This window comes from Rectinema subterraneum (assembly GCA_009768935.1).
Lineage (GTDB): Bacteria > Spirochaetota > Spirochaetia > Treponematales > Rectinemataceae > Rectinema > Rectinema subterraneum.
Window position 1 is genome coordinate 1 of record WESA01000055.1, and the last position, 13,410, is coordinate 13,410.

Genomic DNA, 13,410 nt, shown 5'->3' on the forward strand with positions numbered 1-13,410 from the left:
TTTTTCTGGGGAATTTTGACGATTTTTCTGGCCATTCCAGTTTGATCTTTCTGGGGAGTTTTAGCTTACATTACACAAAAAAGGAGTGTATTGTTGGTGATGCGAAGTTTTTCTAGCAATTCCATAATACGGCCTAAGTCCGTATCTATTTTGCGAACCATCGAAGCATAGGCCTTTTCCTCGTCCTTCCACGTAGCCTTAGCCTCATTCCAAGCATACTGCGCCGGTATTTCATATGGTTCATGCGGTAAGCACCATGGGAGATATAGAAAGAATTTTTTATCTGCATTGCGTGTGATAAAATCAATGGCATAGTTCACGATTAAGTCGTGAGAATAGGGCCCCTGCTGCCCATCTTTTGCAGGAGAGAAGTCAATGCGTTTCTGGTTCTTCCATAGATAAGTTGGGAAATAAGAATGGGCGTGGCGTTGATTTAAATAGCCAAACCATTCGTCAAAGCCTTTGAGATTTGGTATTCCTTCTGTTCCTTCTTCTCCTATGCCCCATTTGCCGAATATTCCAGTCGTATAGCCCACATGTTTTAGGTCCTCTGCTATTATGCTATCATCACGGCGGAGCGAAACCCTGCCCTCCGGTGGCAGGCCTCCTTTCCACGCGAAGTTGTCTCGGACGGTACAATGACCAGTGTGCAACCCAGTCATCAGCACGCAGCGAGATGGGGCGCAGACTGGAGCTCCAGCATAGCATTGAGTGAATCTCATTGACTGCTCCGCCAGCTTATCGATGTTGGGCGTTGGAATCGAGGTTCCCCCATAACAACCAGCATCTCCATATCCAAAATCATCGCATAAAATAAAAATCACATTGGGATACTTTATCTCTTTCTTCATGTTGTATTCCTCCTAAATTAGTAATTGAACAAATAATAATTCTAATATGAATCATCGAAATATGAATCATATTGGGTAGCTTGTCCGTATCATGCATTTAGTTTCTGTAAAAAGCTGCCATATTCATTATGTGCTCGCCTGCGTACTGAAAGAACTCTTTAAATGCTGTACAATAGCGGTTAATCTTAAGTTTCCCATCAAAAAAAGGCTCTCTATATCGCCTGCAACCACCGCGACAAAGGAAGAAAGCGAAGCATATTCTGCAAGAAGGATCGATATAACTTGATCTTTCGATAAAGTGATGGGCGATGATTCCCTCTTTCATGCTCTGAAAGGATAAATCATGGATATTGCCTAGACACCATTCATCAGATACATAGAAATCACACGGGAAAACCGATCCATTCGCTTCCACTGTGAAATTTACAGGGCAGCAACCTAGCATTCCACAACTTTCCGGCGGCATTCCTGCTGCAATCGCAACAAGGTTGTCAAACCATTGCACATGCACGACTGAGCCATGCAGCCAATCTTGATAGTAGAGGTCGAAAATTGCTTTGAGAAAATGTGCGTATGCACCGGGAGTAAGTAGCTCGGATGAAAGAACACTTTCTTCTTTCAGAGGAGGCAACCATGGAATAAACTGTATCCATTCAAATCCCAAGTTACGAAGGCGATTGTAGATGAGCTCTGCATTGTCAGCTGCAAAATCGGTCACGACACAGAGAGCGTTGAGAAGAACACCTTCCTTGCGGAGTAGCTCGATTCCATGCATTACTTCGGCCCATGTTCCTGATCCATCGTAATGTGTCCGATATGTATCATGAATTATTCTTGCTCCATCAATGGAGATGCCGACAAGAAAGCTCTCTCGCTTAAAAAAACGTGCCCATTCGGTGTTTAGGGCTATGGCATTTGTCTGAATGGAAAAATTGATTTGTGGATGTTGATGACGCAAATTGCTCTTAGTGCAAGTTTGAGTTTTTTTCACAAAATGCTCAAAATATGGAAGGCCTGCGAGCGTTGGTTCTCCTCCTTGGAAAACAAAGGTTAGAATATCTGCATCAAGCTCAAAGGCTCTTTCTATTAAAATATCAACAGTGCTAGAATCCATGAAACCAAAGTTATGAATGATTTGATGCTCTAATAGATCACGGTAAAAACAATAGTGGCAAGCGAGATTGCAATTGCCAGAAACAGGCTTGATAAGAAAGAAAGCTTTTTTCATCTGTCTGTACATATCCTAAAAATCATAACGATTCATTACTTTTTTCTCTTAAAAAATCATACCCTATCCTGTATTTAGCCGAAATTTATCATCATCTTAGGTGTTTTATTACTCATAGAAGATTCTCTAATAATGAGATGGGTTGGGAGCGATATCGTCTCGAAATTTTCAATTAATCTATCTATTCTTGCGATTAGTCGCTCGGCGGCAATATAACCCAAGTCATACTTAGGTTGTGCGACAGTACTAAGAGAAGGTCGAAATATTGAAGCGAGGGGAATATCATCGAATCCAACCACAATCATTTCCGAAGGAATTGCTATTCCTGCTTCCTGAAGAGCAATCATTGCTCCAATCGCAACCATGTCGTTTACTGCAAAGATCGCGGTCGGTCTATTAGTGATATCGAGCAGCTTCTTGCAGATATTGTAACCATCCTCGAGAGTCAGATTGGTTTGAAAGATTAGATTCTCATCAATTATAAGCCCATGGGCCGATAAGCTCGATCTGAAAGTAGCCAATCTGGTTTTTGCAACGGAAGGGTTAGGTCCACCAAGATAAGCAATCCGAGAATGCCCTCCATCAAGAATATGTTGCATTGCCTCACGAGTCCCAATTGCGGTATTGGTGGTCACGATATCGCAGTTTACGTAGTCGGAATCGAAGCGCTTTCCTATCATCACTATTGGATAATTACTGTCTATAAGATTCCGTATTCTTACATCCGATTTTGGATTAGTATGAGTTCCGGGAGGGGCAATGATGATACCGTCAACTTGTTTATTTGAGAGCAGGTTTAAATAGCTAATTTCTATAGACTCGTCTCCGCCTGTATTGCAGAGAATCAACTGGTAATTTGATTTTCGGCACATGTCCTGTACACCGCTGGCTACAGCGGCGAAATATGGATTAATAATTTCTGGGGTGATTAGAGCCAATAAGCCGGTCCTATTATTTCGCAGAGTCCTCGCGGAAGGATTCGGTATATAGCCAAGCCGCTTCATAGCCGCTCTTACTTTTGCCCGTGTAGCATCGGTTACAGATCCGCTCGAATTGAGAACACGCGATACGGTTGCGGCCGAGACCCCTGCCAATCGTGCGACATCATGTATTGAAGCCATTTTTTACTCCAATCTTGACTGTACCTTCTGTTTCCACTCCACAGAGATTCAGATTCGGAGCGAAATGGCAAGACACTTTATGCGTATCCGAATATATAGAAGTGGGAGTTGGGATATCGCTCACGCACTCAGGCCATTTGTTCTGTTGATAGTATCGACACCGTGGATGGAAAGGGCATCCTGATGGCACGTTGATTGGACTCGGAACATCGCCTTCCAATTGTAACCTTTCCTTTGAAGAATCTGGATCCGTGGAGAGCATGGAGGAGAGCAGGGCTTCTGTATAGGGATGAGCCGGATTATGAAATATTTCTTCAGTCGAACCAATCTCCACGATCCTCCCTAGATACATCACGGCGACCCTTCTGCTAATGTATCGTACGACTCCTAAATCATGGGCGATGAATATGTATGACAAGTGCAAACGCTCTTGGAGATCCACGAGTAGGTTTATCACTTGTGCTTGCACCGACACATCGAGGGATGATACTGGCTCATCGCATACAACGAGGGTGGGATTGAGGGCAAGCGCTCTGGCGATGCCGATTCTCTGACGCTGGCCCCCGCTGAATTCATGGGGATAGCGCATCGCGTAAGAAGCATCAAGTCCTACCATCTCCAGTAATGAATGGACTTTATTGGTAAGCTCTTTACCAACCATGATTTTATGTATCAAAAGTGGTTCTGCGATGATCTCTCCAATCTTCATCCATGGATTAAGACTGGAGTAAGGATCCTGAAAAATAATTTGCATTCGTGTGCGTAAATACTTAAGTTCTTGAGGAGTCGCTTTTGCTATATCAATGACTTTGTCATTATCATGAAAAAATATTTGGCTGTTTGGTTCAGGTTTGATCAGTCTTAAAATGATTCTGCCTGTAGTGCTTTTTCCACATCCGGATTCACCTACAAGACCGAGCGTTTCTCCTCTAAAAAGCTCAAAGCTAACACCATCAACGGCTTTTAGCCATCCCTTTTTTCTCCTTAAGACTCCATGTTTTACTGCAAAATATTTTCTCAGATTCTCAACTTCAAGCAATATTTGATCTTCTTTATCGTTCATCGAGTGTTCCACCTATTTACATAAAATTTTCATATAGCCAACAAGCTGCTGCATGCCCCTCTTCCCAGAGGGCAAAGGGGGGAAAGGCGCTGCATTTATCTAGAACCTTTGGACAGCGTGTGGAAAAAGGACAACCTGCGGGCGGATCTATCGCGCTGGGTACTACCCCCCTGATCGGGTTAAGTCGGACTTTCCCAGCCGTGCCGCTTGGGCGGGATTGCAGGAGACCCTGCGTGTAAGGGTGCTTGGGTTCACGGAGGATCTTTCTAACAGGACCCTTTTCAACGACTTTGCCAAGATACATTACAATGACATAGTCGGCTATTTCGGCGATTACCCCCAAATCGTGGGTTATCATCATCAATCCCATGGAGAGGCGCTCTTGGAGTTCTTTCAGTAAACGAAGAATTTGTAGTTGAATAGTGACATCAAGAGCTGTCGTTGGCTCGTCGGCGATCAAAAGTCTTGGCTCGCACGAGAGAGCCATTGCTATCATGGCGCGCTGGCACATTCCTCCGGAAAGCTGATGGGGGTAATCATGTATCCTTTCTTCGGCCGCGGGGATGCCGACTGTTTTCAAAAGCTCTACTGCGCGATGAGTAGCTTCTTTTTTTGAAAGTGTGGTATGTTCTATCAGCGCTTCCACAATTTGGTCTCCGATAGTGTACACGGGACTGAGAGAGCTTATGGGTTCTTGGAAAATCATAGCAATCTCTTTGCCTCGAATCGAGCGATATTCGTATCCATTGGGGGAGAGAGTTGCTAAGTCAGTAATATGGCCTTTTTTATCGCGGTAAAGAATTTTACCACTAACTATTCTTCCTTGTGGTTTGGAAACAAGTCCCATGATTGATAAAGCCGTTTGGCTTTTTCCACAGCCGGATTCTCCGACTATTCCGAGGCACTGCCCTTTTTCGACCGAAAAAGAGACGCCATCGACAGCTTTCACGATGCCACAGTCGGTAAAATAGTATGTTTTTAGCTGATCAATTTCTAGAAGATGCTCCATGATTACTTCCTAATATCGATTACAAAACACAGAGACTCACGCTCAAGCCATTTTCGACGCCATAACCGATTGCCAAAAAATGCACGAATAACCTTTATGAACAATACAAATTCTCTCTTTCTGAGAAAGTTTATCAGTTCCGAATAAGGACATCTGATACCTTTTGACTTGATGTATTATATATTGGAAAATGAAAAATGCAATAGATAATATTAAGAAATTTGTAATCGATATCATATTTTCTTCTTTCAATTCCAGTTCTGTCTTTTGAACCATGACCTTGCAATATCGACATCTTTGAAAAACTATATAAGAAAAGCTAAATTATTACAATATAGTAAATAATATTCTATATATCGTGATTATTGACAATTACTCCGCATGATCAGAAAAAACGAACCTGAAAAATAAAACTTGACAGATCTGAATAAGCATTGTACCATAGTGAAGAAAATTGTAATCGATACCATGAAATTTATAGCAATTGTTCCTATCTAGTTTAGGAGGTAGAGAGATGAAAAGCAGTAGAGTGGTTATTGCATTTCTAGCTATGTCAGCCTTTGCTGTCGTAACAACTGCTGCAGCTCCTTCTGGCACTTATAAAGAAGCTCCACAGCTGGCGGCTATGGTGCAGTCTGGCAAATTGCCTCCAGTGGAGTTGCGTCTCCCGCCCAATCCAGTGATCGTCAAACCCTTAGATTCGGTTGGAAAGTATGGAGGCACGATCCGCAAGGTTTATACCGGCGTGAACGATTGGTGGAATCTCGCTCTTTTTGGTGTGAGGGCGGAACCTCTTCTTGCAGCCGATCTGGAAGGCAACATCGTCCCCAACCTGCTTGAAAGTTATGAATATATCTCAGGCGGGAATATCCTGCGCCTTTATATAAGGAAAGGAATAAAATGGTCAGATGGTGTGCCTTTTACTGTCGACGATATAATCTATGATCTGCAGACAAGGGGAAATAAGAATATGCCTCTCGAGTCTGCCGGTCTAGCGAGCAAGGTTGTAGCCGATAAGATCGTGAAGATTGATGACTATACGGTGGATCTGCCGTTGAAAGAGAAATACCCCCTCGAATTCACAATAGCGTATGATCCAACGGTCAGCCCCAAGCATTACTTGATAAAGTTTGACCCACGCTATGATTCTACCAAAACGTGGCAAGATCTCGCCACTGCTTGGTCCCCGAGTAGAAACAGCGCAGCGCTCGTCAACCTGCCCGTTCTGAGTGCATGGAAAGTTGTTGAATACGTTGAGAATGTGAGAATCGTCGCGGAGCGAAATCCATACTACTGGAAGGTTGATACGAATGGTCAGCAGTTGCCATACATCGATCGCGTGGTGTTCAATTATGTCGCCAGCACCGACACCATTCCTGCAATGATCATGGCGGGACAGGTAGATTTCCAGGCTCGTCATCTTTCACTTGCGGATTTCCCGTTCTATAAGCAGAATGAATCTATGGGCGGCTACCGGACTGCGGTGCTCCCGAATACCAATTTAGGGCCGGCAATTCATCTCAATTATGCTGACAAGGATCCCGATCTTCGCAAGCTGTTTAGAACGAAGGAATTTAGGATAGCGCTTTCATATGGTATTGACAGACTGGCTATAAGTAACACGCTTTTTTTCGGTCAGGCGAAGCCTTGGGGATTTAGCCCATTGGAGGGATCACCGGCGAATCCCGGCAATCCATATTCAACTATGTATACCCAGTATGATCCATCTGCGGCGAACAAACTTCTCGACGAGCTGGGACTCAAGGATACAAATGGCGATGGTTTCAGAGAGCTCAACGGCAAACCACTTTCTATAATTATCGATATGGATAAAGGTGGGGGAGCTGGTCCTGTGCAGGTCGTGGAACTTATCGCTTCGCAGTGGCAGAAGATTGGCATCAGAGCGATCGCCAATACGATCGACAGGTCCCTAATACTGGCACGATGGAAGGAAAACAGCCATGACGCTTTTGCGTGGAACGTAAATGGTGGGGTCGATCCTCTCCAATTCACTTTTGCGTGGTCCACCACAGCAGCGCCCGATTTCATGTGGGGCAATGTAGGTGTACCGCTCAATGAGTGGCAGACCAGCGGTGGAAAGACTGGCGTTGAGCCACCCGCTTTTGTCAAAGAGATGAACGGGCTCGTGTTGGAGGCCCAACAGGAACTCAATGCGAAGAAGAGGAACGAACTTGCTAGGCATATCACCAAGATCGCATCGGAGAATCTCTACAAGATACCGACCACAACCCTTGTGAGTGTCGGAGTAGTGAGCACAAAATTAGCTAATGTGCCTAATAGCTGGACTGATGGCATATCAGTGCTAAGCCCCCGCAACATCCAGCCTTGGCAATTCTTCTATAAGTAATGAGTCGATTGTGATGAATTTCGTTCTGGAGACCGGGATAAGATCTCCAGAACGATGTTCATGCATCAGATTGAAACGAGACGGTATGACTGGATATATACTTAGAAGAATAGGCATAGCGTTTGTAACCCTGTTCTTTTCGACAATTCTCATCTTTGCAATCATCAAGCTGCCTCCTGGTGACTTTGTGAGTTATGCGATCAGCCAGTCCGGAGGAGAAGGGGGGCTTAGCTCTATAGCTGATAGAATGCGCCAATTTTATGGTCTCGATAAACCGGCCATTGAGCAGTACAGTAGGTGGATAGGTGGTCTCGTGCGAGGTGATCTTGGTTATTCATTCCTCTATCGGCAGCCAGTGCTGAAAATCGTGTGGAATCAGATGGGCTGGACAGTTCTCATCACCGGGCTCTCCATGATTTTTTCTTGGAGCATCGGTTCGGCGATTGGAATTTTCTCGGCGCTAAAGAAGTACTCTTTCTGGGATTATCTCTTTACGGCTTTTGGCTTTCTGGGACTTTCAATCCCGTCCTTCTTCCTAGCATTGATCATAATTTATATGTGTATCTCTGCAGGCTCGGTGGTGACAGGGGGCCTTTTCTCTCCCGAGTATGCGGTGGCTCCTTGGAGCTGGGCGCGGTTTTTGGATCTTCTCAAACATATTTGGATACCGATTGTCGCGATAGGAACCGCACAAATGGCTCAAGTTATCCGGATTATGCGCGGGAATCTTCTGGATGTAATGAATCAGCCCTTTATTAAAACAGCACGGGCTAAAGGACTTTCTGAGAGAAAGGTGATCTTCAAACATGCCGTGAGGATAGCAATGAATCCTCTCATTAGTTTGGCGGGCCTCAGCGCACCGGCGTTGGTGTCGGGCATCGTGGTCACTGCGGTTGTGCTGAATCTCCCCGTAATTGGGCCGACATTCATTGTAGCTCTCAAATCACAAGACATGTACCTTGCGGGAGGCTATCTCCTTCTCATGGTTGTCTTGCTGCTAATTGGCAATATTCTTGCTGATATACTGCTCGCGTGGTCAGACCCTCGTATCCGTTTTGATTAAAAGCTAAACCTATGTGGAAAAGATTCAAGAAACATAAGATTGCCTTAACAGGTCTTGTTTTGTTATTTCTGCTCATTATCCCCGTTGTATTTGCGGAGTTCTTTGCCCCTTATGGGCTCAATGAGACGAGTTCCAACTCGTATGCCGCGCCGACACGCATTAGATTTACCGATGAAAAGGGGAAATTTAGCTTAAAACCATTTGTTTACGATGCTCAACCATCCTTCGATCTCAATACGGGGCAGACATTTTGGAAAGAAGATACCACATCTCCTCATTACCTACGGCTGTTCATCCATGGCTCGGCTTACAGCATCCTTGGGCTGAAACTTGATATACATTTGTTTGGTGCCGAGGGAGGACATGTCTTCATAATGGGGACAGATGCTCTTGGTCGGGATGTATTCAGTAGGCTGCTCTACGGCGGGCGCGTTTCCCTCGCGATTGCCTTCATTACGGCCTTATTTGCGCTCATCGCCGGATCCCTTGCCGGGATTGTGTCGGGATTTTTTGGTGGAGTCGCAGACATGATAATTCAAAGGGTCATCGAGCTATTCATTACCATTCCCAACATACCGCTAGGACTAGCTCTAGCGGCTTTTTTGCCGCCTAATTTAAACCCTATTCTGCTTATAGCTGCGATATCTTTAGTGATTGCTCTCGTGATGTGGGCAAATATAGCCCGACAGGTGCGCGGGAAAACACTCCCGCTTCGTGACGCTGTCCATGTTCAGGCTGCAGTCGCTTTAGGCGCTTCGACACCGCGCGTTCTTTTGAAACATATATTCCCAGCAATATATTCCCATCTCATCGTCGTGGTAACGCTCGCAATCCCACAAGCGATGCTCGCGGAAGCGGGACTCAGCTTTCTTGGATTCGGCGTGCGCCCTCCTCTGACAAGTTGGGGAGCCTTGCTCCAAGACGCGCAAAATTTTCGAACAATTTCTCTCTACCCTTGGGTGGCAGTTCCCGGACTGGCTATCGCCGTCACCGTTTTGCTCCTCAATTTTGTAGGTGACGGGCTTAGAGATGCTACCGATCCTTATTTGAACTGATAAATGAAGGCAATAATACGTTTTAGGGGAGGAAATACATGAATAATTATAGTATCCGTGGACTTGAAGTCCATGATTGGAGTCACATCTGGAATTTTAAGACGATGCGCAGGTACATGAAATTTATGGTGGAGAATGACATGAACACTCTTGTCCTTCACCATGTAGGAGTCCTTGATCTTATTACCTTTCCCGCGAAATTTCTCGGGGGTGGCACACCGACCAACAGCATATTCGAAGTCTACAATCAGATAGACCAGAATATTTACCGCTACGCCCTCCGAGAAAATCTGAACCTCTACAGAAGAGACTTTCTCAAACAGCTTATCAAAGAGGCGCGACAATGCAACATAGATGTGTACATCGAGGATAAAGAACTCTGGTTCTCAGATTTCATCCTAAACTATAAACCTGATCTCATAAAAAACGGTGTGCTCTGCCCTAGTGAGCCTTTCTGGTGGGAAGAATTCCTCCCGGCGAAGTACGAAGAGCTTTTTGTCGCGCTGCCCGACCTTGCGGGTGTCGTCATTTCCTTTGGAACTGGAGAGAGTCGCCTTGCTATCGCTAACATGCACTCCTGCAACTGTGATCTCTGTAAGAAAATGACTCCAGCACAGTGGCACACAAACATGATTCTTGGTACCTATGGCCCCTTCAAGAATCGCGGGAAACGACTCGTAGTAAGGGATTTCATCTATACGAAGGAAGAGCAGGAACAGTTCGCAGAGGCTCTAAAGGTGATTCCTCAGGAGGTTGTCCTGTCACTCAAGAACACACCACACGATTTCTACCCTACATTCCCGGATAATCCGCTCATAGGAAGAGTAGGGGAGCGGCCGCAGTGGATAGAATACGATGTAAACGGTCAGTACTTTGGCTGGGGAGTGGTCCCTTCAATCATGTTCGACGACATCGAGCACCGATTGGCATATGGGCTTGATCATAAAGTCTCGGGTTTTTTCATGCGCACCGATTGGGAAGGGGTTCAGGACCTCTCCTGCTTCGATGGTCCCAACCTTTTGAATCTGTACGCCGCGGCAATACTAGGGAAAAACCCTGCCGCGGATCGGCGCGAGATTGTACTCCGCTGGTTGGAAGGTGAATCCATGCTCGACACTGCGTGTACGCCGATGCAGATAAACGAGACGCTGGATTGGCTCCTCAAGATCCTAGAACCAACGTGGTCGATCATGCGTGGCGCGGTCTATGTAAATGGTACTGTCTTTTCCGACAACAGCCTCTTTCATGTTTCCTTCGGCCAGCCGCAGTGGGTGGCAGAGACTCACCACAGCCTCAAGAATTGGTTTGCAGAAGCGAGGGACGCCCTTGGACTCACGACTAAGAATGTCAAGTTTATTCTGGAGGAAAAAGATCGCGCATCGAAGATCATGGATGAAGTTTTAGATGTTCTTGCGTTAGGTCGCCATGCCTTAACTGAGACTGCATACAAGGATCTTCTGGACCGGTTTGAATTAATGAAAGCCTACGTCCAAGGGTTCTGTCTAGAAACAAGGCTTTGGGTATTCGGGAGGCTGTGGGTTGAAAATCGACTGGATATGCTCCCTGGGTTTGATCGTCCCGTTAAGAGCTTCCTTGAGGAGGCGTTTGTCAAGATTAAAGAGTATATTGCGTCAGTGAAGGGCATGCCCCAGCTTACTTCGTATCCTGCCTGCGTGCTGTTGAATATCGAGCGCATGGAATGCTTCATACGGGATGCCGAAAAGAAAATAATGGCCATGCGACCACTGGAATAGGCGCGCAGAGGCATCAAGGAGTCTTGCATGCAGAATTACAAGGAGAGGAACTCTTCCCGGAAACGGCTAAGCGAGTTAGTATTCAGAGACAAGGTTTTAGGTTGCTGGTTAGGTAAAAACGCCGGAGGCACTTTGGGAGAACCTTGGGAAAGAAAATTTGGCGTTGATGAGATGTTCGATGTTCACTGGTACTCTCATATCCCCGAGGGAGGAATCCCCAACGATGACTTGGAGCTGCAACTCATTTGGTTCCAAGCCTTGAAAGAGCGCGGTCCTGGTATCACAGCATGGGATCTGGCTGAATATTGGCTCGACTGTGTTATGTATAATTTTGATGAGTATGGACTGAGCAAAGCCAATCTCAAACGCGGGTTAGTACCTCCTATTTCTGGATGGCATAACAATTGGTTTAAAAACTGCATGGGGAGCCCTATTCGCTCGGAAATATGGGCATGTATTGCACCTGGAGAGCCGCGCATTGCGGCAAAGTATGCCTTCGAGGATGCGCTCTGCGACCATGCAGGTGGTGAATCGGTATTTGGGGAAGTGTTCAATGCTGTTCTTGAGTCTTGCGCATTTTTCGAGAGTGACAAATACCGTCTCATCGAATTGGGACTGGCGTCGATACCGGAAAGCTGCCTAACGAGTAGGTCAATCAGAGACGCATGGGATATGCATAAGAAAGGCATTGATTGGAGAGAGGCTAGAAATATCCTCAAGGATAGATATAGCATCCCCCTTGCTCAATATTCCCCTGTAAACATGGGCTTTCAGATTATTGGCTTACTTTATGGTGAGGATTTCGGAGACGCAATTTGCAAGGCTGTGGATTGCGGCTGGGACACTGATTGTACCGCTGCGACTGTTGGCGCTATTCTGGGAATAATCGAAGGTGCCTCTCGCCTTCCTGAGAAGTGGATAAAGCCTCTTGGCTATAATATCAGCACAAATCTCCGGACGGGAGGGATACGAAATCTGAGAGCCCCTACTGACATCAATGAGCTAACTGATCAGGTATGCGCTGAGGCTAAGAGGGTTCTCAAGTTCTGGGATGCTGAAGTTGCGATCGAGGACGCCTCTGAAGAGACAAGAGACGAATCTAGTTGTTTCTTTAGAAAGTACGAATTCAAAATTGATCGCATAGCGCCATACGAACCCAACGTTGCGACATGGAATCTGGGGACCGTTTCTGTCTCTCTCAGGTATCTAGATTCCGCCTCTATTTTTAGCGACCGTTCCACTCCTTTGGAGCTTGAGATACATAACCCCCATCCAGAAGCTATCTTGATTGAAATAAGTGTATTATTGCCTGAAAAGTGGAGTGTAGAGCCTATAAGACAGCAAACGTTCACTATTGAAGCTTATGATACAGCCAAGGTGGCATACAATATCAGCGTATCTGATGGAATTATAGAAGATTCGAACCGTGGTTATTTTATTATTTCAGCCAAAAACAGAATGGCCTTATGCGCAGTACCTTTGGTACTACTAGGAGGATCAAAATGGCTCGTCTCTCCCCTTTTTGAAGGAAAGACTCTTGAAGATGATTGCGGTATAGATGAATCCTTAGTACCCTCAACTATGCTTGAAGAATGGTCGATATATTGGAGGTCAGGAAACGATCTTTCACCAGAATCATTTTATAGGGGCAAGCCCGGGTCAGTATTTTTCTTTAACTCAATTTGGTCACCTGAAGAGACCGAAGTTATACTAGGCGTGTCCAATACAGGTAGAATGAAAATTTGGTTGAATGGCCAACTATGCCATACGACTGTACAACCGACATGTCTTAGACCGAATCTAGGAAATGGTGGAGGGGATGGTTCTAACTACTGCAACATCATTCTTCATTCCGGCTGGAATGATATGCTTATTAAGCTTGAACGAGGAGAGAAGTT

General features: G+C 45.5%; 10 protein-coding genes. 5 read left to right on the forward strand and 5 right to left on the reverse strand.

The window, feature by feature from the left end; translation table 11 throughout:
* Window positions 1–65: 65 nt before the first annotated feature.
* From GAP13_RS11340 to GAP13_RS11360, 5 genes are all read right to left on the reverse strand, one after another.
* Entirely contained in the window at window positions 66–851 is a 786-nt protein-coding gene (locus GAP13_RS11340) for a sulfatase-like hydrolase/transferase (protein WP_158908437.1), read from the reverse strand.
* A 97-nt stretch (window positions 852–948) separates the two neighbouring features.
* Window positions 949–2,091 carry a radical SAM/SPASM domain-containing protein gene (locus GAP13_RS11345; protein WP_158908438.1) on the reverse strand — a complete coding sequence of 381 codons (1,143 nt, stop codon included), beginning with the start codon at window positions 2,089–2,091 and terminating at the stop codon, window positions 949–951.
* Between the two features lie 62 nt (window positions 2,092–2,153).
* Window positions 2,154–3,200 (reverse strand): LacI family DNA-binding transcriptional regulator, encoded by a 1,047-nt coding sequence (locus tag GAP13_RS11350; protein ID WP_158908439.1) that lies wholly within the window; start codon window positions 3,198–3,200, stop codon window positions 2,154–2,156.
* Window positions 3,184–4,263 (reverse strand): ABC transporter ATP-binding protein, encoded by a 1,080-nt coding sequence (locus GAP13_RS11355; RefSeq protein ID WP_158908440.1) that lies wholly within the window; start codon window positions 4,261–4,263, stop codon window positions 3,184–3,186. The genes GAP13_RS11350 and GAP13_RS11355 overlap by 17 nt, the downstream gene beginning before the upstream one ends.
* 16 nt (window positions 4,264–4,279) lie before the next feature.
* A complete protein-coding gene (locus tag GAP13_RS11360; protein WP_158908441.1) occupies window positions 4,280–5,272 on the reverse strand; it encodes an ABC transporter ATP-binding protein in 993 nt (330 codons plus the stop codon).
* Between the two features lie 514 nt (window positions 5,273–5,786).
* On the opposite strand from GAP13_RS11360, the gene GAP13_RS11365 reads away from it, so the two are divergent.
* The 5 genes from GAP13_RS11365 to GAP13_RS11385 form a co-directional block, all read left to right on the forward strand.
* The gene (locus GAP13_RS11365; RefSeq protein WP_158908442.1) at window positions 5,787–7,640 is read left to right on the forward strand and encodes an ABC transporter substrate-binding protein; all 1,854 of its coding nucleotides are present in this window, start codon (window positions 5,787–5,789) and stop codon (window positions 7,638–7,640) included.
* An 85-nt stretch (window positions 7,641–7,725) separates the two neighbouring features.
* Window positions 7,726–8,703 (forward strand): ABC transporter permease, encoded by a 978-nt coding sequence (locus GAP13_RS11370; protein WP_158908443.1) that lies wholly within the window; start codon window positions 7,726–7,728, stop codon window positions 8,701–8,703.
* A gap of 11 nt (window positions 8,704–8,714) precedes the next feature.
* Window positions 8,715–9,758, forward strand: coding sequence for an ABC transporter permease (locus GAP13_RS11375; RefSeq protein ID WP_158908444.1), 1,044 nt, complete (start codon window positions 8,715–8,717; stop codon window positions 9,756–9,758).
* A gap of 38 nt (window positions 9,759–9,796) precedes the next feature.
* Entirely contained in the window at window positions 9,797–11,512 is a 1,716-nt protein-coding gene (locus GAP13_RS11380; protein ID WP_158908445.1) for a hypothetical protein, read from the forward strand.
* A 27-nt stretch (window positions 11,513–11,539) separates the two neighbouring features.
* On the forward strand, window positions 11,540–13,410 hold a 1,871-nt coding region (locus GAP13_RS11385; protein ID WP_158908446.1), incomplete at its 3' end, for an ADP-ribosylglycohydrolase family protein.

Coding starts and splice junctions, on each gene's coding strand:
- GAP13_RS11340 (WP_158908437.1), bottom strand. CDS start 851: ATGAAGAAAGAGATAAAGTATCCCAATGTGATTTTTATTTTATGCGAT.
- GAP13_RS11345 (WP_158908438.1), bottom strand. CDS start 2,091: ATGTACAGACAGATGAAAAAAGCTTTCTTTCTTATCAAGCCTGTTTCT.
- GAP13_RS11350 (WP_158908439.1), bottom strand. CDS start 3,200: ATGGCTTCAATACATGATGTCGCACGATTGGCAGGGGTCTCGGCCGCA.
- GAP13_RS11355 (WP_158908440.1), bottom strand. CDS start 4,263: ATGAACGATAAAGAAGATCAAATATTGCTTGAAGTTGAGAATCTGAGA.
- GAP13_RS11360 (WP_158908441.1), bottom strand. CDS start 5,272: ATGGAGCATCTTCTAGAAATTGATCAGCTAAAAACATACTATTTTACC.
- GAP13_RS11365 (WP_158908442.1), top strand. CDS start 5,787: ATGAAAAGCAGTAGAGTGGTTATTGCATTTCTAGCTATGTCAGCCTTT.
- GAP13_RS11370 (WP_158908443.1), top strand. CDS start 7,726: ATGACTGGATATATACTTAGAAGAATAGGCATAGCGTTTGTAACCCTG.
- GAP13_RS11375 (WP_158908444.1), top strand. CDS start 8,715: ATGTGGAAAAGATTCAAGAAACATAAGATTGCCTTAACAGGTCTTGTT.
- GAP13_RS11380 (WP_158908445.1), top strand. CDS start 9,797: ATGAATAATTATAGTATCCGTGGACTTGAAGTCCATGATTGGAGTCAC.